Genomic DNA, 22,328 nt, shown 5'->3' on the forward strand with positions numbered 1-22,328 from the left:
TTCGTCGACATCCTTCATGCGTATTATTCACTTTCATTTTTCAGCCATGATTTAAATAACTGAGCCGCAATTTCTGGATTTGTGGTTGCAAACTCTTTAATTTTTTCCTTTTTATCGTCTTTAAGGGGATGAATCGGTTCAATCGAGTCTAAACGCTCTGCTGCCAGAGCCCCAAACAATTCATCTGTTTCGGCATCTTCATCGGTAACAAAAGCTTCTTCTGCACCTTTCCCGCGTTTGCCCCGCTTCTTTTTCTTGTCCTTACCATCAGCCTTTTTCTTTTTACCGCGGGTCAAAACAAACAGCAGTATCAGCAACAGCAACAGTACACCAGCGCCGATCCCGCCAAATACCAGTAAGCGTTCGGTGGTAAAGATTGGCTCTGCGACGGGTTCTTCTTCCGCCTGAACAAATTCAAAGTTACGGACGGTAACGCTCTGGGGAGTTACCCCAGCCGCAAAAGCCACCAGTTGGACCAGGTTTTCCCGGGCTACCGGGGTCATTGCCGGATCATTAATGGCAATCCCAATCGACACGGTTTCAATGGCAGGATCCAGTTTTTCGGTTTGGGTTATTTCCTGACTCACGGAGTAGGTGGTGTTTTCATTAATCCCAGTGACAATTCCACCATTCGTTAAGGCATTCTGGGCATAGGTTGTGACATCCGTATTCCCAGTCGTTCCAGCAACTCCGCCCACGGTTCCGTCTTCATTGGAAATGGCCAGACTGGAGGACTCCTGATTAATGACACCGGAATTATCACCATCCGGTGACGGTGTATAAACTGTTGCTTCCTGTTTAACGGCATCGGTGTTAAGCGTTGCCGTTACGGATACCTTATATTGATCAGGATCATAAGGTCCATCTAAGACGTTATTCACTTTTTGGGTAAGATCATTTTCAATCGCCTTGGTCAGTTTCATCTTGGACTCGCCACCATTGGCAGCAGCCAAATTATTAACCAGATCATTTCCGTTACCATCGGTTAAGGCGATATTATCGGTGGTCAGACCAGCCACGGACTTAGCGACCAGATTCTGGATTCCCGAAATCTGTTCTTTTGATAAGGTACTCCCTGTTTCTAAATGAATGATCACCGATGCGGTGGTCGCTTCCGTTTCCTGCAAATAAAAAACATTCTCAGTCGGCACCGAAATGGTTACAATAGCGTCACTAACCCCATCCAGGGTTTTAATACTGGCCCCAATCCGTTCCTGTAATTGCATGTTTTCATACTGTTTTCGCTCGTAATCAGTGGAAAGCATGCTGCTATTATCCTGGATAACATAATAGCTCAAGCCATTTTTAGGGTAACCCGCGGTTGCCAGCTCCATCCGGATCTGTGCCTCATCCTCTTTCGGGACCATAATGTTGCCACCGGCATCAAGCTTGACATCCGCCTCCATCTCAGTCAGCGCCGCCATGATTTCAGTGGTTTCAGCCTGAGTCAGATCTTCAAAAAGGGGAACGTATTCTTTGTAATTTAATAGTGCTGTCAGGCCGATGGACGCCAATAAAACCAGGACCACCCCGCCAATCATCAAGATTTTGACTTTTTTGGATGTTCCGGTCCAGAAGTTTTTTATTTTTTCTAAAACGCCCTTAATTTTCTCATTCATCGTCTTTTTTCATCCATCCAAAATATTTTATGTCAGTGATCTTTCTTAAATCTGTGCATTCAAACAAGGGATACTGATCATTAAACGAATTTTTCTGATCGATATCCTCAGCCAGTCTTAGATATTGTTTCGCCACACTCAAGTTTACAAGCCTGTGTTCATAACGGTCTGATAAGCCTCTAACACCTTATTGCGAAGTTGAACCATGGTTTGCAATGCAACATCTGCTTTGGCGGTATTAATCATCATGGTGTGCATATCATCCATATTGCCAATTGAAAGATTGTAGGCATCAACCTTAGTTGCTGCTTCCGTTTCTTCCACATTATTAATAACGTCCTGCAAGACATTTTTAAAATCTCCGGCAACACCGGTTTCCGCAGCTGTTGCCGCATTTGCGGCATTTCCGGCAACGGAGCTAATCCCTGTTGTGCCAATAATTGAATTCATGGGTACTATAAACATAATTTTCTCCTTTTATCGGCCAATTTCCAGGGCCTTTAGCACAATTGATTTTGTGGCATTAAACGCCGTTACATTGGCTTCATAAGCCCGGCTGGCGCCCATGGCATCAGTCATTTCCTGAGCCGTGTTCACATTGGGATACATGACATAGCCCTCAGCATTGGCATCAGGATGGGTTGGATCATAAACCGGCACTAACGCCGATGGGTCATCGATAACGGCCTCAACCTGGACCCCATCTTTTTGAACCACACCAGTGGCTGTTTTTAGGGCATCCTGAAAGGTTCCGGTACTGACACTACTCAAAACCGTCATTTTTCGACGATAGGGTTCCCCATCTTCGGTTCTGGTAACCTGGGCATTGGCAATGTTTTGGGCGATAATATCCAATCGATACTTTTGCGCCGTCATACCAGATCCTGAAATATTAAAAGAACTTAAGAAACTCATTGCTATTTCCCTCCATTAATTCCATATTTTAATCTTGAATAGGAATCGGTAACACCCCGAACCAGATAGTAATACTGCAATACCGACTTTGACATATCAATGTTTTCCGATTCCAGATCGACGTTGTTTTCATCCAACCGGCTGGACGTGGCGCCTTCGTAAACACTGATTTGGGAATCCTCAATGGATTGAATACTCTCCATTTTATCAAGAAAACCGGTACTACTCGACTTGGAAGTCGTTTGAAGTTTGTTGATCTCAGCTTTTAATGAATCTTCAAAATTGACTTTAATCGCTTTATAACTCGGTGTTTCTGAATTAGCAATGTTATTGCTGGTAGCCTTTTGTCTTTGCCAGGTGCCATCCAGGGCTTTTTGATATAAGGCAGAGGTTATTGAATCACCAATCATTGTATCCTCCTTCTTTCTTTATGCTGGTCTGATTGCCAGCCTGAATTATATTGTTTATTATTTCATACTTTTGTTAAAACCAAACCTTCTTGTAAGTCATTTTTAAATCGTATATTACAATAATATTGCATATTACCATAATACCATAAGTTCTAAAAAACAACAAATAGATTTATGCGCTATTTTAGTTGGAATTAAGTTAGTTTTCTTTAATTATTTTTGAATTTTCACTAATTATTTGTTGAACAACCAAGCTTAAAGACAATAAATCAATATCATAATATTATCGTTTTATCAATGTAACTTATTATATTGCGTCACGCAAAAAAAAGCAACCATGGCTGCTTTTTTTAAGGTATTGCACACTATTTATTTTTTTGCATCCAGAAATGTCCCATAGCTTGGCGTCAAACTGATTTCATAATCGGCCACTTTCTGATTCTGTTGGTTTTTCTTTAATTCCTGCAGGGTCTTCTGCTGTTCGGCTTTAATCAGATGAATACAGTTTTTATCAAGATCAAGAATCAATTTCACCAGATTATCGATCTGATTTTTCTGTTCCAAACTGCAGCCATTACCACTGCCATTTTCACAAATTTTCAATTCCAGCTTTTGTAGTTTAACAATCAGTTCATCCCGTTCTTCCAGTATAGCAGCAAGCGATTCCCAGTCTTCAATCTTACTGATAATCTCTTCGCCCTTTTCCACATAGTCTTTTAAAATTTGAATTTTTTCCTGACAAAATTCGGATGGCTGTTCATTCATTTTAAAGTCCTCGAGGTTTTATTGAATTATTTATTTTTTCGGCTTCTTTAAAAGAATCTTTCAAATCTCTGATTAAAGACCAAAGATCATTCATCAGTTGAAGATCCCGACTTACACCAACCTCGCCTAGCTTTGTATGGATAAACCCATACATTTCATTAAGCTCAATAGAAATCGGATATTGCATATCCAAAGACAGATTTAAAGAAGAAATAATCTTTTGACATTTTCCGATAGCATTAAAAGCTTTCACGTTTTCTTCACGCTCAGTAAACAGTATGGCCATTTTCAGTTGTTTTGTGGCTTCTTCAAAAAGTTTCACCACCACTTCGCCTTTTGATAAACTTTCAATGGCATATCTTTTGGACTCCTGATAAGCATTTGCATATTGCATGACAATTCCTCCTTTCTATCAATGATACCGATCTCGCTTATGCCCCAGATGAAAATTGTGTAAGAATTGAACTTTGGTTATTCAATTGCTGCAAAGCAGTTTCCAAAGCTGAAAACTTATTCCAATAGTAAGTTTCCTGGTCCTTTAATTTCGTTTTTAAATCGTTGATGCTCTTATTTGTTTTTGTTATATTATCATAAATGCTATTTTCTGTATTAGATAGCGTCGAGTCATAACCAGCCATTTCAATTAAAGAGCCTCGCGTTCCTTTAACGCCGGATGTTTTAGCTGCACTGTTAATAATATTATTCAGTTGTTGCGCCAAACCAGTGTCGGCCGTCGTAAATAATTCCTGAATGGCATTTCCCTTTGTTTCAATGGCTTCGGTGAGCTTATCCTCATCGATTTTCAACTTGCCATTTTCAGCATAACCAGCAGATGTAATACCAAGATCATATAGGCTGATTCCACCTTTTACAGCACTTCCATATATCATTGTCTGCATCTGGCTAGCAATACCTTTTATCAGCGGATCACTCCGTAAAAGCCCAACCTTTGCCTTCTTTTCCCATGCTTCAATTTCTTTTTCGCTCATATCTGCCTTTTGTTCTTCGGTCAACGGCGGATACTTAGCGTCATAATCTTCCTTCACCAATTTGTTCATGGTTTCAATCATACTATTATAGTCATTAACGAAGTTTGTAATTTTTTCTTTCAGGCTGGTTGCATCAGCCTTAGAGGTCACTGTAATCGCATCGGCTGATAATTCCTTGAGCTCAAGTTTCACTCCATCGACATCAACTGTATTTGATGTTCTGATTATCTCCTTGCCATTAACCGACAGTATGGCATTTTTACCGAGTGTTTCAGTTGCCCCGGTACCGCCAACGCCGGTTGTCAAACCAAGTGCCGTCATCAGATTCCCATTTCCCGGGGTTTCTGTGATGTTAATGTTATCGCCTGCGCCACTGTTTTTGGCAGTCATGGTAAACTGATCGCTAATGGATGAATAGGTCAGGTTCACGCCAGCTTCGCTGGCATTTATTTTACTCATAACAGACGATAAACTCTCAGTTTTAGCAAATTCAAAATCAATTGAATTGATGGTAAGTTTCACTTTTCCGTCAGCTCCCGGAACAAGCGCATTGGTAAACTTCAAATCTTCCAGCGACATACTTGTGGTCATTTTATTGGACTGCTTGTCTTCCAGTCCCAGGTAGCCCAACGTTGCGGTATCATCGTTTAATGCATGGATTGACAAAGTTGAGCCCTCTGTCGCATTAAAAGATAGTTGATCTCCCGCTAAATCAACCTCGACCAATGGATTCGTTGCATCTTTTTTCCCAAAGGCAGTTGTTATTTTTGCTTGCAGTGCTTCTTTAAAGGACGAGCCCCCAACTGCATTAACAAAGGCCTGATCGAGGGTAATCGTTTTAACAGTACCATCCAGTTTCATCAAAAATGATTTGCTGTTCGTTACATCAATGCCGGTTAGCAATGACGCCTGATTTAAGGTGCCACTTAAGGGTTTGGATACACCTTCGTCACTCTTTATTGTCTGATTAGTCGCCAATTGAGTAATGGCATTAATCGTTATCGATCCCGCTGATGCCGCACTCGTAGTAGATGCCGCAACCTTTGTTGAGGAAGAAGTTGCGCTGACTGAACTAAACATCGCCGCACTTCTGAAATTTGTAGTCGATAATACATCCAGATACTTACTTTGAAATTCTTTAAGAATTTTTGAAACGTTACGATATGATGTTTGCTTCCATTCCAATTTTTGTATATTCTGCTCTTGTTTCGTAATCTTCGAACGACTGGCACTTGTCAGGCTTTCGACCAAAGAATCCGTATCCAGGCCAGAAACCAAGCCAGCCATTCCGGTTTTGGCTGACAACGTTGATAATGTACTTGTTGATGAATTTACTGAAGTTGCCATTTTCTATCCCTCCAAACTTAATTTTTTAATCACTTTATTTTTCTGTTATAGTTTTAGTTTTTTATCGTTTTTTTGTTCGTTACATGATATATCGTCCCCTGTCAAAAAAACTTTAGCCTTCTTTTTGATAAATAGACGGTTTTACATATTTAAAAGAATGATCAACCGATGCCAGCGACTCACTTTGTCCAATGAAAAAGTAGCCCCCCGGCAGCAACGCATCATAAAATTTCTGAACAACGTCGTTTTTTGTGGGTTTATCAAAATAAATCATCACATTTCGGCAAAATATCGCATGAAAGGGTTTTTTAAACTGGAACCGGGCCAGCAGATTAAAGTTTCGATAAGCGACCCCTTTTCTGATCGGGTCCGTAACCGACAAATACTCTTCATCGTAATCCATAAAATATTTCCGCTTCCATTCCATGGGAATCTTAGAGAGCTCTTCCTTGGAGTAAACCCCGGATTTAGCAGTCATTAAGACCTTGTCTGAAATGTCAGATGCCAGGATGGTACTCTCCCATGAGTTTACCTTACTGCCTAAATAATCATGGGTAATCATGGCCAGCGTATAGGGTTCCTGGCCCGAAGAGCAGCCAGCACTCCAAACCCGCAGATCTTTGGTTTTGGTTGTTTCGTCCACCCAAGGAAGAACCTGTTGTTTGTAGAAATCAAAATGTTCGCTTTCCCGTAAAAAATAGGTATGATTGGTGGTCAGCTTATTAATGAGCACACTGATTTCATCGTTCTTTTTATCGTTTTTTACATACTCAAAATAATCCATATAGTTGTCATAACCCAGTTGGGAAACATAGTGACTCAAGCGCCCCTCAATCAGGTGTCGCTTTTTTCGTAAATCAACACCGTAGTTGGAATGCACGTAGGTTGTGATCGCCTGAAATTCGTCTTCCTTAAGTTTTATCATTTTCTTACCTCATAAGTTTATCTTTAAACTAATCTTAAATTTATTCTAGTAGTGGTCTAAAATAGCCGGGATATCAACAATCAGACTGATGCTGCCATTTCCTAAAATCGTACAACCGGCAATCCCTGAGTTTTTAATTGAATAATGATTCAGGTACTTGGGAATCGGCTTAACAACGATCTGATGTTTCTTAATCAGATCATCCATAAACAGGCAGGCAAATGTATCGCCAGAATCCACCAGCATTAAAATACCATCTTCAATATGCGTTTCGCACTTTTTATCTTCAAAAATATCATGAAGGCGAATCAGTGGATAACATACCCCACGAATCATAACCATTTCGTTGTTGTCCGGATCTTTAATCAACTGGTTGGAAGTAATCTTAAATGTTTCCCGAATATTGCTGATCGGGATTTCATAAATGTCTTCCCCAACCAGAACTTCCATCCCGGAAATAATCGATAAAGTCAAAGGAATTTTCAGGAAAATATTGGTACCCGATCCTTTTTCACTTTCGATGGAAATCGATCCGCCAACCTTTTCGATGTTCTTCTTGACCACATCCATCCCAACTCCACGTCCCGAAAACTCAGTAACCGTTTCTTTGGTAGAGAAACCTGGGGCCATGATCAGATTGAGAATTTCTTTTTCGGAATATTCTTCTTCTGGTTTGACCAACAATTTTTTCTCTTTGGCTTTTTCCAGTATCCCTGCCGGATCGAGACCTTTGCCATCATCACTGACCGAAATAATAATATCGCCACCAACATTCTGAGCTGATAGAATGACCTTGCCAACCGGGTTTTTCCCGACAGCAATTCGTTCTTCAGCACTTTCAAGGCCATGATCCATGGCATTTCGCACCAGATGCATCAGCGGATCGGCAATTCCATCGATGATGGTTTTGTCAACCTCGGTACTTTCACCCATCGTGATGAATTCAACTTCTTTTTTCAGCTTTTTGCCAACGTCTCGAACAATCCGTTGCATTTTTTTGAAGGTACCAGCAATTGGAATCATCCGGATCGACATGACGATGTCCTGTAATTCATCGGTCAGTTTCTGCAATTGGGTCGAGGCTTTTTCAAAACTCTCATCCCGTTTGCCTTCCATCCCAACGCTGCCAAAGACCATCGATTCGGTAATAACGATCTCACCAATCAGATTCATCAGCGTATCCAGCTTATTCAGATCGACGCTGATAAGATTTTGGACGTTATTTTTTTGCTTATTCGCATCATTGACTTTTTCCGGCGCTTTTTTACCGATCTCAGCAACCTCAGGTTTTGCCTCAATTTCCAGTTCCGCAACTTCTTCCTGGGAACAATCGAGAAATTCAATGCTTTTAACCGATAGAATACTTAAAGCGATATTTTCGATCGTCTGTTTGTCGGCCTTTGTTTCAACATGACAATAGAAACCATTCTTCAAGATAATCCCAGCCGCTTCCGGATTATTATTCAATTGCTCCGGAATCGTTTTTGATACCTTGCCGATAGATTCCAGTTTGTTAACCAGCATAAACGCGCGGATGTTTTCCATTTGCGAGTCTTCATTAAAGCGGGTATGGATGCAATAAACATTCGGTTTTTCATTGGTCAAAACGAAGTCAGCAGGTTCTTCAGATAGCTCACTATCGTCATTGACAAGCTCATCAAAACTCATATCACCAAACAAATCATCTTCAACTGTCGTTTCCAACACTGTTGATGCATCATCATCCGAAGATCCGATGATTTCTGCCTGCGCTTTTACAGCGGGATCCTGCGATAATCCTTTGATCCGATTTAAAAACGCATCTGTTTCGACAATTAATTCTTCATTTTCATCCAACAGGGTTTCGTTATTTTTTATTTTCTCAACTTCACCTTTTAAAAATGTCGAGAAGTTGAGAACTAGATCCATCAAATCCCCGAAGTCCTCCTGCTTGATTCCGTTTTCCCGAATTACGAAAAACAGATCCTCCAACTTATGTGAGGAATGGGCCAGCATATCAAATTCCATCATCGCTGAAGAGCCTTTTATGGTATGCATAATCCGGAAGATTTCATTAATGTCATCCGGTGTCAGTTCCGCATTGTCTTCAGATTGAAGTAAAATTTCCTCTAATTGATCAAGCAGTGTTTCCGATTCAAAAATATACATCTCTAAAATGGAATCATTTCCAGAATCATAATTACTCATTTTGTCCATCCTTTATATACACGAAATTTTTATCTTATTTTATTATATCGGCTTTTTGTATTAAATGCACTTTATTTTTTTATCTCTTATAATATACCCCAAGTTACAGGACTTTATCAGCCTAAGCGATGTAATTTTCATCTAAATTCCGAGCATTAAATTATTCATCTTTTATTATATCGACAAAATCAGGAGATTCCTTAGAACTATCTAAAATACTAAACAAAACTTGATCGATTCTGATCTACTTTTAAAATCAATTCTGAAATGATTGATTATCTTTTGCTAATACAGTATAATCTAAACATTAAGTAACGTATGATCACCATTCGTTTACCCGCAAATTTATCTTAGCACAAATAGAAAGGAGCTCTCTGTTGGATAGTATCAAAATCACCTCAACCGTATCCACCCCAAAAGTCAACGATATACCAAGTAAACACACCCCCACCGATTCACTTTTTGACATCAATAACCTTGATAACGCTGTCAAAATAGAACCTGTTTCAGAAAACTACCAAAAGGAGAGCTTCCGCGAAACGCTGTTCCAGAATTTACAAAAAGAAATTCTAAAACCGCTGATGAACAGCACCACCGCCGAGGCCGATGCGTTGCGTAAACTGGTGCTGATCTCTCAGCTTTTTGAATCTTCAGCCGGTGCCCTTCCCAAGGAACTATTGGACGGTCTTTTTATCAACTCTCAGGATCTTTTAAGTGAGCTCCTGTTGCGGGATAAAACCGATTCCGTCTTTAAAGGATCTTTTTTTGATAGTCTGCGATCACTGGCTAAACTGGAAGGGTACCCCCAGTTAAAAGATGCGATCGTGTCGATTCTCAGGCATTATGATGCCTATATCAATCGAAATCAGACCCTTAATGGTATCTTTTTAGAAACCAGCCGCTTACTGATGACACTTCCGTCTAAAGAACGGGCCTTACTTGAACAGCAGCTGATAAAACTGGAAGCGGTTTTAAGTAAGTCAAACGATCAAACAGCGCTGAACAATAAAGGACTGATCAACAAATCCGCCTCCGATGAATTAGACATTAACAGATTGCTTAACTTAGAATCCGCGACCACAAAAAAAACGCAACCCACTCAAGAGCTACAAAATATCATCAATTTGAAGGCCGCCCAGAATGGTAAACTAGGTGATCAATTAGAACAGCGCTTGTCACGAATCGAAACCTTGTTAGGCACTAAAAATCTTAACTATCAGGAAATTCAGCAGCTACTCAAAAACGAGACCATTCCAGCCCTTCGTCAAATTTTACAATCTCAGGCTTATAGCGATAAAACCTATCAATCCGTGGCAACCATTATCGATCATATTGTCCGCTATGACAAAGGGAATCCTGAGCTGCTGGAATCTACGGTGATGCGGTTTTCCCAGGCTTTAAAACCGCTTTCCAGCTTGACCGATGCCGAGATTGTCGATATGAAGAACCAGCTTTTTCTGCACGCCAAAGAAGCCGAAATTTTATCGGAGCGATTGGAATCATCTTCACGTAATCCCGGCGAAGGCGAAAAGGTTGCGCTGGCCCAACTGTTGGAGCAGGCCCTGGATGAAAAAAATTCCAACAAAATTATCAATTCGGCCCAGAATTTATTAGAAACGATGGTGCGAAATGAAAGTCCGATCTTTACGATCATGCACTTTCTGATTCCCTTGCGGTTTCTGGATGAAAACTCTTACGGCGAATTTTTTGTGGACAAAGACCCCACTGCCAAAAAAGGTGAAAAAGGGAACGCCGAAAACGCCACCGATATTTTCTTTACGATTCAATCCGATCGATATGGAAACTTTGAGGTGGAGCTGCTGGCCAGAGATAAAAATATTACCCTAAATATCAAATCACCGGCGCCGCTGGTTGAAACATTAAAAGCCACCAGAGAACAGTTAAAAACGATTGTCGAGGAGCAGGGCTATTCCCTGACCGGTTATGGTGTCGGTGAATACATACAAAGCCAGACCATCCTGCAACGTTTCCCTAAACTGGCTTTCAGAAAGGTAGGTCTCGATGTCTCCATCTAAGGATAAAAAAACAATTAAAAAGGCCGTCCATATTCAGGACGGCCAGATAAAAAAAAATAACGCCAGCGATCCGGACAAACCGCTCAAGGTAACAGCCCTGCGCTATGATCCCGAGAAAAACAATTCCCCCGTGATTGTTGCCGCCGGGACAGGTTTTGTCGCCCAGAATATTTTAAATGTTGCTGAACAAAACGGCATCCCCATCTATCACGATGACTCCGCTGCGACCCTGCTGTCGAAGCTCCAGATGGGCCAGGAAATCCCGCCGGAGTTGTTTCAGATTGTCGTTAATATTTATGTGTCGCTCCTGAATCTGGCCGAGGGAAATGATGTCGGAGATCGGTTGTTCTGATTTCCGATGGTCTTGCAACACTTATCTCAGGCTCCGCTTGGCTTCACGATTCAAACCGGCAGTGTGTTTTGCAAACAAGGTTTCCCACTCGCTTTGAAACGCTTTATAGACAGCGGGATATCTTTTTTTGATCTGCATAATTGCCCAGGCAATCTCTTCATTACAATCTTTATATTCCGCAATTGTTTGATAATAATCCTCGCTAAACCCTTCTTCCGGTTCGACATCGCAGCTTTCATAAAAATGTTTCAATGCAACAACTTTTACATAGGGAATCAGATAGCAATCACGATCCAGACGTCGAATCCCGCTATCCAGCGCTACCAATGGCACCAGTTCTTTTTTTAACGCTTGCAGATCTCTGTCATTTTTATCGATAAACAAGGCCAGCTCGATAAACGCCATTGCGTCTTCAAAACGCCCTGCGTCATGATAAGCACCATATTCATCAACAAAAACACTTGTTAAATAAGCCTGCTCTTCCTGATCCTCAATCAAGCGGAGCAGTTTTTTCATGCGACTGATAATGTGGTTGATTTCCGTCTTCTTCTCGAGTTCCAGTCCCGCAATTAGCCAGTCAATCATCAGATAGATGTGATCGGGTTCACTTTCTTTGATTGGTGGCACTAACTTAGAAGTAACCTGCCACAGATTTTCATAATCCCGCAAGCCCTTATAAATTGGAATAGCAATTTGATCAAACTGCGTTGTCGATGCCGGATATTGTACTTTTGAGCGGATCATCTCCTTCAGCGCCACTTCCAGAAAACCATGATCCACCAGCAATTTAAGCTTTAAAAAGGAAAAGTCTTCACAATCTTCCGGGTTTAACTTCTCAATTGCTTTTTGGAAATATTTTTCGAAATCCGTCAATTTACCCTGGGCCAGGTACAACTCTGCCTTAATTAAATACCCCTGGATATTATCCGGATCCATTTCGATTATTTTCGACAATGTTTGATGAGCCCTCTTATCATCCCCGGTCATGACCTGAATCATGGCATTGTTCATTTCTTTTTCAATTTTTGGCCCAAATTTTCTCAGCACATCATATTTTCGCCGCTCGTCGGGATTTTTCAGCGTTTCATAGGCCTTTCTGATCTGCTGAAATTCTTCCGGGTGGGTTTCCGGTGGAAACGCTCTTACTTTTTCAAAATATCGCTCTTTAATTTTTTCCGGACCAGCCTTGGCAGTTGTTCCCAGAATCTTGTAGTAATCTTCCAGCCGGTTCCTTTTTTGTCGGTCAAAAACACCTTTTTTAAACATCCTGCCGCTCCCTAATCCAAATCCAGTTTAATCAGCAAGTCGGTTGCTTCTTCAATCGCTTCAACAACAGCGCTTCTTTCCTGTGTGGCCATAGCCGCATCAATTAACTGAAGCACCTGATCTTCGACCGGGGTTATCTTAGCTAACAAATCCGTTTTGAGCTGCTTAAGCTCCTGTTTCAGGGTTTCCAGATCCTGATTTTCCAGCCCTGGGTAGCCAAAATCCCCCTGCGCTTGAAAATCAAATGCATCGATAAAACTGATCTGAGCTTGATTGCTCTGGTGCTCTGCTGTTTTTGTTTCCAGCAGAGCTTCAATTTTCTTGACACTTGCTCGAAAGACCTCCATCGAGTCCCGTTGCAGCTCATCTTGCATGTTGACAATAACTTTCTTTCCCGTCGACTCCAATTCGGCGGTTACTTCCAGAATGCCGTTAATATTATAAAAAAAGCTGACATTAATACCTTCCATCCCGGCTGGTGCTGGTGGAATCCCGTCGACTTGAAATTCGCCCAGAAAATGATTGTGTTCGACCCATTCGTCTTCCCCCTGAAACACTTCAATCGAAACGGTGCTCTGTCCATCACCGCAGGTGGTGAATGGTTCGGTCTTGCGGACTGGAATGGTGGTGTTTCGGTCAATAATCTTTTGAAAGCCGCCGGGTTTCAGCTGGTCATCGTCATCAACCTTTAAAACCGCAATGCCCATCGCAAAAGGCGCAACATCAGTGGCAATTAACTGCTGTTTAAGCAGCAGACCCGACTTAATACCAGCCTGAACCGCCGCCCCCAAGGCAACCGCCTCGTCCGGATGGATCTCTTTTTTCGGTTTTTTATTAAAGTATTCCTGTAGCAACTGCCCGACTTTAGGAATCGCTGTGGAACCGCCGACAAGCAATACATCGCGAATTTCAGAAACATCCAATTGGGCATCGTCCAGGGCTTTTTTTACCAGTAGCATCGTTTCATCAAGATACCCCTTAATCATCGCTTCGAATTGATCGCGGGTGATTTGGGTATAGATTCCCAACGGCTTATGATCCTTGACCACAACGATAGGAATGGCAATCTCAACCACCGCTTTTTTAGAAAGCTGTATTTTTATTTTTTCAGCCTCGGTTTTTAAGATATACCTGGCCTGAATGCTGGTTCGGGGATCAATGCCATCGGTATCAATCATATACTCAGCCAGAAAATCAACCAGCTTCCAGTCGAAATCTTCACCGCCCAGAAAATTGTTACCTGCCGAAGCTTTTACCTCCAGAATGCCCTTCATCATCTCAACAACTGAAACATCAAAGGTGCCACCACCCAAATCATAAACCAGAATATTGGCCTTTTTCTTGAGGTTGTTGAGTCCATAAGCCAACGCAGCGGCTGTTGGTTCATTGATAATCCGCTCCACCACAAACCCGGCAATTTCACCGGCCTGTTTAGTCGCCCGGCGCTGTTCATCAGTAAAGTAAGCCGGCACCGTAATAACGGCTTCCTTTTCACCTTCACCCATGGCGGCATCGGCATACTTTTTCAGTTCTTTTAAAATAACGGCCGAGGCTTCCTCTGGCAGCAGCCGACGATCGGCAATCGTCAGTTCGGATTTTTGGCCCATCTTCCGTTTGATTGCTGTCAGTGTTCGTTCCGGCATCGCAATGACCGCATCTTTGGCATCCTGTCCGACGACGACCTGATTATTTAAGCCAATCATGATGACTGAGGGAATTAATTTTTCACCTTTAAATGAAGGAATAATTTCCGGTTCACCGTTGGCATTGATATAGGCAACTGACGAATTGGTTGTGCCCAAATCGATTCCCACAATGGGGCGCTTTCTCGTTAACTCATTATTCATAGTTACTGTCTCTTTCTTTTATTATTCGTTGCTGTTACTGAGTGTCATTACCTGAGCTTTTCGGATCACTTTTCCTTCACCATCAATAAACCCCCGACGAATGACTTCGATCACCTCATAGGGTTGCCGTACTTTATTCTGATCTGCCAGTTCAGCAATTGTTCTGACCTCCACCGCTTCGGCGAAGATCGGGTTAAAACTTGATCCCAGGAGTTCAAGCTCACGAATTCCCACCTTTGCCAACCCTTCCAACTCCGAACCCTGCAGGGCGCTTAAGAAGGCCTGCCATTCATCGGGAATGTTTTCCCGGCTGTTCTGCAGCACCCCATCGATGGTATCGATCGATTCGATCAGGGTTGACACCAGCATCCGGTTGCTGTTTTCCCGGATGGCCAGCTCGGTACTCGCCTGCCCTTTCTGGCAAAGCTGTGTTAGATCGCCAAGATTTTCATAGATTGGCGTCACCTTGTTGATTAAATCCTGGCCCATTTTATATTGTAATCGCGATAGCCGATTGATCAGCTCAGCATTTTCCTGAATTCGCTCCTCCAGCCGCTCAAACGGCTGTTCATTCGGTGCTGCCAACAGCTGATTCAGACCGTCAGAAATACAGTCAAGTTTATCATTCTGAAGCGGCTGCTCCTGCTTCCAAAATTTCCAGCTCACTATTTTGCTCCATTTCCTTTCTCAGTTCAATTATTTTGTCAGACAATTTATAAGTTGATAAGTTGGTGGCAGGTACCGTCAATCATTCCGTCAATCAAAGTGTCTTGACAATCAGTATACACCATTGCTCGCAAGATGCAAATATAGAGTTTATTCTAAATCAGCCAGACAGGTACATACCAATTCTTTTCGTTGATTGGCAATAGATCGTTCGCCATGCAAATGACACTGCCTGTTCCCACTTCAATTTTCAGCTGTGCCAGACTGCCGAACTTTTCCGGCTCTGTTACTGGCTTCAAGACATCAAAATGCTTAATCGCCGTTTTGCCTGGCGAAGCAGCTTTTTTAATTTCGATGGGATAGAGTATTCCATTTTCCAGAATCAACAAATCAATTTCTTTCTTATCTTTATCGCGATAGTAGTAGATCGGCGGCTCCTTTGCGGCATTCAAGAAGCTCTTGTAAATTTCAGAGAATGTGTAGCTCTCAAAAAAGGCCCCCGCCATCGGCCCCTTTTCCAGGGCCTGAGGATTGCCCCACTTAAGCAGGTAGGCACAGAGACCGGTGTCAAGAAAATGGAGTAACGGCATTTTCGTGACTCGTTTTAAAACATTGTTGTGATAAGGTTGTACCATCGCAATAATATGAGAGGAAACCAAAATGGAAAGCCATTTCTTTGCCGTCGGAGCGGAAATTCCCGACTCGCTGGCAATCTCTTCATAAACAACCGGTTTACCCGTTCTTGCTGCCACAACTGTCATGAAGTGATAAAAAGACATTTCATTGGCCACCTGGGTCAGATCTCTGATATCACGCTGTAGATAGGTCTCGACGTAGGAGCGATAGTAGGTTTCCCAGTCTACATTATCTTCGGCATACAAACGTGGCATCGATCCTTTGAAGATTCGTTCAAATATTTCATTCAACCCTTGCTTTTTGGTGGTCTCCATTCGTCTCATCAGTTGCTTGGGATCAGTCGAAAAAACTTCCGACGCTACACCCGATACTTCGCTGTTAGATAAACCAAGAAGATTGACAATACCCACCCGGCCAGCAAGCGACTCGCTGACATCTTTCATCAGATGAAACGCCTGGGAACCGGTCAGCCAATATTCGCCGTTTTTTTTGTTTCGATCCACTTCCATTTTAATATAAGGCAGCAACTCTGGTGCATATTGGATTTCATCAATCAGAACCGGTGCTGTATACCGCTGCATAAACAGGGCCGGATCGTTCTTGGCCAAATAACGGACATCCGGATCATCGAGAGTAACGATTTGTCGATTACTTTCAGCCAGATTTTGAAGCATTGTTGATTTCCCCACCTGTCTGGGCCCCGTTACCAAAAGAACCGGAAAAGTCTGAATAATCTGCTTGACTGCGTCTTCCGCTGCGCGTTTAATATACATCGCTATCACCTCATTCTTTTAAATAAAAAATCCGACTAAAATAATATCTGATTTTATTTTAGTCGGATTGCTTCGTTTTGTCAATAACTGAATAATCAACACTCCCCCAAATTACTGCTGCAAACGTTGTGAAAGAGCTTTGAGCTCCTGAAAATGGGTATTTATGATTCGATCGCATATTTCATCGGCTATTTCTTCTTGATTGAAATTGGCCACTTCCAGATTGGAACTGCTTTTACTAAAGATGGCTAGATCAATATCACTGTTAGGCCGATTATCACCTCTTTAATTTGCGCGTTTTTTTCAGCAGATTCTAAACCACCCCTCAGTGTTCCCACCTTCTGTTCAATCATTCGAGAATCTCCCAATATCCGGTTGTATCGGAACCAATGCGGGCAATTATTTTTGCTTCTTTTAACTTCACGCACCGCAGTGCGCGAAGTTAAATTTCTAGTCCTTCCTGTTGTTCAGGTGATGAATCTGCTTGATTTTCCATTTCCATCCCCTCAATGCAGACCTCGTATAAAAATCTTTTTAAATTTTTTCCTTCTCCAGTATTATAATAATCAACCAGTTCCTGATTGAAACGAAGTAGATTTTGATCGCTGATCAGCAAAATGCCTGCACCTTTTTGAATTAGGATTTTATTTGCTATTAATAGGCTACTACGCTTATTGCCATCCCAGAAAAGTTGAGAACGGGTTCCGTAAAGAAAATAATTGAGCGCCTGTTCTGTTGCGGAAGCTGCTGGATTTATAATTTCAGACAATCTCTGTTTTACCTGATCAACCTTAGGGATTGGTGGTTGATAATCCGTTCCTGAAATTCCAACTTGACCATATCGAAGGACACCCCACTCAAGACTTTCGTTTCTGGCAACATATTCATTAACTTTGCAAATATAGTCAAGATCAACAGGTTCATCGATGTGAGCTAGCATATAACGCCAGGCATCCCGTAAGTTTAAAACCGTTTGAATATCATCGAGCGTTACATTCGATACGTTGACTCCATTAAGAATTGTTTGTGTTTCAGGAAATGTAATATTTGAACCTTCCAGTTTTGCGCCGATGTATATATTCTGAACCAGCTTTTTTTTTGCAAGGAAAACATTTGCTCTTTGTGATAACTTAATTTTATTCTCCATTGATTCACCCTCAATTTTAATATTGATTTTTTCTAAATAGTATACGCAGTAAAAGACAAGCAGGTTTGTTTTTTTACTGCGCGCACCGCAGTGCGCGAAGTAAGGAACTTTATGAAGCCTTGGGGATTGATCCTCTATCGTAATAAATTTCGGGAATCCAGTGTACATGAATTATGTGACCAATCATCACGCCCTTATCTTGGCGCACTTTCAGGCACTCAGGCAGTCCCGCCAATCGACTGCTATTCCCTCGATCCCGTCGGATTTTCCGTCGAATAAAAATGCGCTTTATTGCTGTTTTCTGCATAAACTCTTTCGTTCTCGATGATAAACTTTGCCGGAAATGGATAAATTGGGTCGAGTAAACGCAGGCCTCTCACGGAAAGTGATTGGCTTTGCGCTCCTCACAGAACTGTGCTGGCGCAATTAACGCACACGGCTCCTCATACTATCATTTACACTGTATAGCTAAGTTCTTGCCTCAATTCGAAGATGCTCACATAGATCTTTCTCTTGTGCTCCCACTTTCTGTTCTATCATTCCTATCATTCGAGAACCTCCCAATGACCTGTAGTACTGGACCCAATGCGGGCAATTATTTTAGCTTCTTGCAGTTTTTTCATGTTTCTTTCAATCGTTCTGACTGATTTATTCAGCTGTTTGCTAAGATCTGCCTGAGTCATGTGCTTATCTAACTTGACTAGATTAATAATGCTCTTTTGAGTGCTGTTCAGCTTAAAAGCATTCTCCCCGACATTCTCCCTTGGAAAGCTTACCTTTAAAAAATTTGGGCTAAATTTAAAAATGCTTCTATCGTACATTTTCAATATTCTCTGAACCCCAGAGCCGAGCTGTTCAACGAGTTTAACGTCTTTAAATACTCGCATTAATTCCTTGTTCCGTGGTGCCGAAATGCCATCAAAGAATTCAGCTTGGTTAAGTTCTTGAGGTAGTCCTCCTGACGAGGTTATCACAAATCTGTCAGCAAATATTTCAAAAACAGGTGGTATTCCATTTGTATATTCATTGTGAATTATAGCATTAATAACAGCTTCTCTAAGTGCCGTTGGGTCAACAAGACGCATTTCTTTACGAACGGTTGAAGTGATTTTAGTCTTTGTAATATTCTCAATTTCTAACTTGTTAAGAACGCTCTCCGTAGCTTTTATCAGTGAGCAATATCCAAATTCCGCATTTTCAATTAAATCTACTTTATCTGTACCCGAATATTTTGCAACTTTCATAGAAATTCCATTTTCATCAGCCAGCAAATAAGCAGCGTAATTAAACTTATTATTTTCCGTATATAATTCTAAATTATTCAGAAATTTATCGTTTAAATCAAACCCATTCTCTTCATAGAATATTTTAAGTTGTTTGAATGATAAATCCTGACGTGGTGAAACAAGCTGTCCCAATGAATTTCTAATTCGTTTTGAATACAACGAATCAATCATTTCTTTGTTCATTTGTTGAACCGTTGTCCCGCCCCTAAGAAAGCAGCCCCCAGGTGACAATAAGTATTTCGATGCTCAATCCCTTCAACATAATGCTTACCGCCTACTACCTAACTGTCTACGCTTAACACCATCAGTTACTCGTTGGTGTCCAAGACTCGCTATGAGTGGTTTGCTAAACCTTGCTCAGTGGGAATCCCACCCACTATATGAAACGCCCTTATCTTGGCGCACTATCAGGCACCTATTCCTTATTCAATTTTCCCATCCAAAAAAGCGTTCAAAATATTTTGGGGAGCTTCATAGTAGAAACTGCTGTTGTAATCATCTATTTTTTCACTGACAAAAGAATGATAGGCTTCAAATAGGGCATCCACGACGGGTAGACCTTTTTCTGTTGCAATGCCGAGAATCACACGCTTATACACCTTACCAATATCCCAATAGCTTGGCACTGCATATTTAGCAGCTGAAATATTGTCATAAGAACCAATTGTGATATTGGATTTATCGATAAAGTCATCACTGACGGTTTCGATATTGTCACTGTGGTAAATATCCGCCAAATTATAAATCTTTTCAACTGCAGTTCGGCCGAGAGCATCGACGGTGACAGACCGTTTGTTTTTAGTTTTTCTGGCGATGTATTCAATTAAACTACATGTAAAAAACAGATTATTTGCTTCTTGACTTTCTCTTCCGATCATCAGGAACCCTCCTCTGCAGATACAACTTCAAGACACATCAGTGCTTCAATAGAGCAAAAATTGATTTGGTGTGTCGGATATTTAAACTTTGCTAATGACCAGAACTGATCCCGAGTGATAACACCATCAATGTAGTCGGCAATATAGTTGTAAATCTGGTCGTTTGCCATTGCGCCAATGAACAATGTCATAGTCATGTGCTGTTCCATTCCGGGAGTCAATTATAAAATCAAGCCGCGCATCCGTCATTTCCTTAAACTCAAGAATATTCAGGCAGGTATTCATTCTTACAGTATAAATACTTACTATCGGTCTATCGTAACGCTTTGCCCAACGTCCCCCCCCGTTCCCTGATAATTTTACAGTAGAATCCACGTCCAAAGTCTTTTGAGTTTTTTCCTTCTATGATCTTTGGATTCTTAACGATCATATTGCCACCGTGGTAAACCGTCATTTTTCCCATATCAGAAACGCCCTTCCATAAGATCTTGTTGCTGTTTGAAATCTCTCTTTCTCGATTTAAACCGTCTTCCCATATATCCGCATCAGGATAATATTAGGAAGGCTGTTTTAAAGATCAGCCTCGATCCATTTATGTACTCTTTACTTAAATAGCTTGGAATATTCTATTGCCCCAGATGCGATATGGTAAACAAACACCGTTTCGCCCAACAGCCGATAAATACATATATATTGATCACAAACCAGAATTCGATAGTTTTGACTTTTTAGTTCTTCATCAGGCACCAGTGGGCAGGATAACGGGAATTCCTCAAGTCGATCCAGTGCCTTAAATATCTTTTCGACAATTCTGCGTGCTGAGTTTACACCGACCTCTAATAAATGATATTCTGCAATTTCCTCAAGTTCTTTCTTTGCCGGTGCAAGCAATTCCACCTTATAATTCGACATCAAATTTTTCCTCGATTGCTTTTCGCATTTCACTTAAGGTAATTGTTTGTTCTCCTGCTATTCTTGATAATTCTGCAGCCATAATTTTTGAACGTAATTTCAATATTTGTTCTCTTTTTTCAAAAGCTTCGATACTCATTACCACAATATCACCTTCGCCATTTTTTGTAATATAAATTGGTTCGTCCGTTTCATGAGCAAGCGTAGATATTTTTCCATAATCGTTTCTTAATGCTGTAGAAGATTTTATAATCATCTTTCCCTCCTCATCTTTCATTAATTATTATGCTATTATTATATGATAATTCTACCTTTAGTTCAAGCTATCATTATGGTAAATTGACTCAGCATGGGAATTCCTAAGGCTCATTTTATTAGCTAAGGTATCTTCCTCATTGGCAGCTTCCAGGCATTTTAAAAAATCTTCTTTATCTTCTCTTTCCTGAAAGATATAGTCCCGATTGTTTCCCCGCTTGATCACATGGTAGATGGCTCCCTGAAATTCAACCCTTGGTTTTCTCCCCATCAATTACTTCCATTAACAAACTTGATAAAATTCATCCTGCAACACTATTTTACTACATCAAATTCAAAATGCAAATAAGTTTATAAAGTAGTGAAGTAGTGTCTGGCACTAAAATCTGTGGATAAGTAGGTGTCCAGCACTTTCTCCCCCTATTAGTCATCTTATTAACATTTTATTGGCAGCGACAGCGGATATCCCAATATTCTTACCAATTTCTTTAAAGGTGTATCCCTGTTCCACCGCCGCTTTGACATAAGAAATCTTATCGTCACTTAAGCATCTTTGTCTTGATCCTGACTTAATCAATTGAAATGCTTCTTCATTGGCAACCACACGTCTTAAAATTTCATCTAAGGTCTCATTGTACNGGCAGCTTCCCGAAGGGTTGTCATTTTTCTGTTCCNCTTCACCAATAACCGCACCTGCTTCATAAAAATCTTTCAGCTTAACAATGTCTTCTTTCTGTTCCATAAAATTTTTATATTCGACCAAGGCCACTGTCCGGTTTTCAGAAAACATCTTTAAAATCTTATCAATATGCACCTGCTTTTTAATGTTATTGCGATAGAACTGATCACTGCTCCAGCCATAGTCAGCCATATTGTGATGCATCTTCGCTCTGACCGGATTTGCGTGAATGTATCTGAGTANGGTAAAAAGATATTTGTCATCGTTTATCAGAATACCTTTATATCTGCCGCCAAAAACGTGATCCGTACGATTATGTCTTTTATTGTAGTTTTTGCTGTAGGAATTATTAACTTTCTGCATGATTTTATTCAACGGCATTTCTTTTGTCTCGATAATCAAATGGTAGTGATTATCCATAATCACATAGCCTAACAG

Annotated in this window: 25 protein-coding genes; 2 read left to right on the forward strand and 23 right to left on the reverse strand. The window is 41.1% G+C overall.

Going from position 1 to position 22,328, the window contains the following annotated elements; all coding sequences use genetic code 11:
- Positions 1-23 precede the first annotated feature (23 nt).
- The 9 genes from fliF to A3KS_RS0110330 form a co-directional block, all read right to left on the reverse strand.
- Entirely contained in the window at positions 24-1,619 is a 1,596-nt protein-coding gene (fliF, locus tag A3KS_RS0110285; RefSeq protein ID WP_026394859.1) for a flagellar basal-body MS-ring/collar protein FliF, read from the reverse strand.
- Positions 1,620-1,763: 144 nt separating this feature from the next.
- A complete protein-coding gene (gene fliE / locus A3KS_RS20830; RefSeq protein ID WP_051355802.1) occupies positions 1,764-2,084 on the reverse strand; it encodes a flagellar hook-basal body complex protein FliE in 321 nt (106 codons plus the stop codon).
- A 12-nt stretch (positions 2,085-2,096) separates the two neighbouring features.
- Positions 2,097-2,534: a flagellar basal body rod protein FlgC gene (gene flgC, locus A3KS_RS0110300; RefSeq protein WP_026394860.1), complete on the reverse strand. Its 438-nt coding sequence runs from the start codon at positions 2,532-2,534 to the stop codon at positions 2,097-2,099.
- Between the two features lie 2 nt (positions 2,535-2,536).
- Positions 2,537-2,944: a flagellar basal body rod protein FlgB gene (gene flgB, locus A3KS_RS0110305; protein WP_026394861.1), complete on the reverse strand. Its 408-nt coding sequence runs from the start codon at positions 2,942-2,944 to the stop codon at positions 2,537-2,539.
- A gap of 369 nt (positions 2,945-3,313) precedes the next feature.
- Positions 3,314-3,709: a flagellar protein FliT gene (locus A3KS_RS0110310; RefSeq protein WP_026394862.1), complete on the reverse strand. Its 396-nt coding sequence runs from the start codon at positions 3,707-3,709 to the stop codon at positions 3,314-3,316.
- A 1-nt stretch (position 3,710) separates the two neighbouring features.
- A complete protein-coding gene (locus tag A3KS_RS0110315) occupies positions 3,711-4,103 on the reverse strand; it encodes a flagellar export chaperone FliS (RefSeq protein ID WP_026394863.1) in 393 nt (130 codons plus the stop codon).
- A 37-nt stretch (positions 4,104-4,140) separates the two neighbouring features.
- Entirely contained in the window at positions 4,141-6,045 is a 1,905-nt protein-coding gene (gene fliD / locus A3KS_RS0110320) for a flagellar filament capping protein FliD (RefSeq protein WP_026394864.1), read from the reverse strand.
- 112 nt (positions 6,046-6,157) lie between these two features.
- Positions 6,158-6,970 carry a CheR family methyltransferase gene (locus tag A3KS_RS0110325; RefSeq protein ID WP_026394865.1) on the reverse strand — a complete coding sequence of 271 codons (813 nt, stop codon included), beginning with the start codon at positions 6,968-6,970 and terminating at the stop codon, positions 6,158-6,160.
- 45 nt (positions 6,971-7,015) lie between these two features.
- Positions 7,016-9,157, reverse strand: a complete 2,142-nt coding sequence (locus tag A3KS_RS0110330) for a chemotaxis protein CheA (RefSeq protein WP_026394866.1) — start codon at positions 9,155-9,157, stop codon at positions 7,016-7,018.
- Positions 9,158-9,534: 377 nt separating this feature from the next.
- On the opposite strand from A3KS_RS0110330, the gene A3KS_RS0110335 reads away from it, so the two are divergent.
- Both A3KS_RS0110335 and A3KS_RS20835 read left to right on the forward strand, forming a co-directional pair.
- Positions 9,535-11,193, forward strand: coding sequence for a hypothetical protein (locus A3KS_RS0110335; protein WP_026394867.1), 1,659 nt, complete (start codon positions 9,535-9,537; stop codon positions 11,191-11,193).
- Positions 11,180-11,545, forward strand: a complete 366-nt coding sequence (locus A3KS_RS20835) for an EscU/YscU/HrcU family type III secretion system export apparatus switch protein (RefSeq protein ID WP_084504963.1) — start codon at positions 11,180-11,182, stop codon at positions 11,543-11,545. The genes A3KS_RS0110335 and A3KS_RS20835 overlap by 14 nt, the downstream gene beginning before the upstream one ends.
- Before the next feature lie 21 nt (positions 11,546-11,566).
- Here the strand turns inward: A3KS_RS20835 and A3KS_RS0110345 are convergent, their stop codons facing one another.
- The 14 genes from A3KS_RS0110345 to A3KS_RS22590 form a co-directional block, all read right to left on the reverse strand.
- Complete coding sequence (locus A3KS_RS0110345) at positions 11,567-12,811, reverse strand: J domain-containing protein (protein ID WP_026394868.1); 1,245 nt, start codon at positions 12,809-12,811, stop codon at positions 11,567-11,569.
- Positions 12,812-12,822: 11 nt separating this feature from the next.
- Positions 12,823-14,658 carry an Hsp70 family protein gene (locus A3KS_RS0110350; RefSeq protein ID WP_026394869.1) on the reverse strand — a complete coding sequence of 612 codons (1,836 nt, stop codon included), beginning with the start codon at positions 14,656-14,658 and terminating at the stop codon, positions 12,823-12,825.
- Positions 14,659-14,679: 21 nt separating this feature from the next.
- On the reverse strand, positions 14,680-15,324 hold the full coding sequence (grpE, locus tag A3KS_RS0110355; protein WP_026394870.1) for a nucleotide exchange factor GrpE: 645 nt from the start codon (positions 15,322-15,324) through the stop codon (positions 14,680-14,682).
- Positions 15,325-15,479: 155 nt separating this feature from the next.
- Complete coding sequence (locus A3KS_RS0110360; protein ID WP_026394871.1) at positions 15,480-16,733, reverse strand: ATP-binding protein; 1,254 nt, start codon at positions 16,731-16,733, stop codon at positions 15,480-15,482.
- Positions 16,734-16,844: 111 nt separating this feature from the next.
- The gene (locus A3KS_RS24285; RefSeq protein WP_423219246.1) at positions 16,845-16,991 is read right to left on the reverse strand and encodes a hypothetical protein; all 147 of its coding nucleotides are present in this window, start codon (positions 16,989-16,991) and stop codon (positions 16,845-16,847) included.
- A gap of 184 nt (positions 16,992-17,175) precedes the next feature.
- Positions 17,176-17,880 (reverse strand): Fic family protein, encoded by a 705-nt coding sequence (locus A3KS_RS0110375; protein ID WP_026394872.1) that lies wholly within the window; start codon positions 17,878-17,880, stop codon positions 17,176-17,178.
- Positions 17,881-18,425: 545 nt separating this feature from the next.
- Complete coding sequence (locus A3KS_RS20840; RefSeq protein WP_051355803.1) at positions 18,426-19,349, reverse strand: ATP-binding protein; 924 nt, start codon at positions 19,347-19,349, stop codon at positions 18,426-18,428.
- Between the two features lie 239 nt (positions 19,350-19,588).
- Positions 19,589-20,044, reverse strand: coding sequence for a hypothetical protein (locus A3KS_RS0110390; RefSeq protein WP_026394873.1), 456 nt, complete (start codon positions 20,042-20,044; stop codon positions 19,589-19,591).
- A complete protein-coding gene (locus A3KS_RS24215) occupies positions 20,044-20,253 on the reverse strand; it encodes a DUF3990 domain-containing protein (protein WP_341349841.1) in 210 nt (69 codons plus the stop codon). The genes A3KS_RS0110390 and A3KS_RS24215 overlap by 1 nt, the downstream gene beginning before the upstream one ends.
- 104 nt (positions 20,254-20,357) lie before the next feature.
- Positions 20,358-20,507 carry a DUF3990 domain-containing protein gene (locus A3KS_RS24220; protein ID WP_341349842.1) on the reverse strand — a complete coding sequence of 50 codons (150 nt, stop codon included), beginning with the start codon at positions 20,505-20,507 and terminating at the stop codon, positions 20,358-20,360.
- A 140-nt stretch (positions 20,508-20,647) separates the two neighbouring features.
- Positions 20,648-20,956 carry a type II toxin-antitoxin system RelE/ParE family toxin gene (locus A3KS_RS0110400; RefSeq protein ID WP_026394874.1) on the reverse strand — a complete coding sequence of 103 codons (309 nt, stop codon included), beginning with the start codon at positions 20,954-20,956 and terminating at the stop codon, positions 20,648-20,650.
- Positions 20,943-21,212 carry a type II toxin-antitoxin system Phd/YefM family antitoxin gene (locus tag A3KS_RS0110405; protein WP_026394875.1) on the reverse strand — a complete coding sequence of 90 codons (270 nt, stop codon included), beginning with the start codon at positions 21,210-21,212 and terminating at the stop codon, positions 20,943-20,945. The genes A3KS_RS0110400 and A3KS_RS0110405 overlap by 14 nt, the downstream gene beginning before the upstream one ends.
- A gap of 57 nt (positions 21,213-21,269) precedes the next feature.
- Entirely contained in the window at positions 21,270-21,482 is a 213-nt protein-coding gene (locus A3KS_RS0110410; protein WP_026394876.1) for a hypothetical protein, read from the reverse strand.
- A gap of 156 nt (positions 21,483-21,638) precedes the next feature.
- Complete coding sequence (locus A3KS_RS22590) at positions 21,639-22,316, reverse strand: transposase (RefSeq protein ID WP_423219247.1); 678 nt, start codon at positions 22,314-22,316, stop codon at positions 21,639-21,641.
- Between the last annotated feature and the right edge of the window lie 12 nt (positions 22,317-22,328).

It is taken from the genome of Acetobacterium malicum subsp. dehalogenans DSM 11527 (assembly GCF_000472665.1).
Lineage (GTDB): Bacteria > Bacillota > Clostridia > Eubacteriales > Eubacteriaceae > Acetobacterium > Acetobacterium malicum.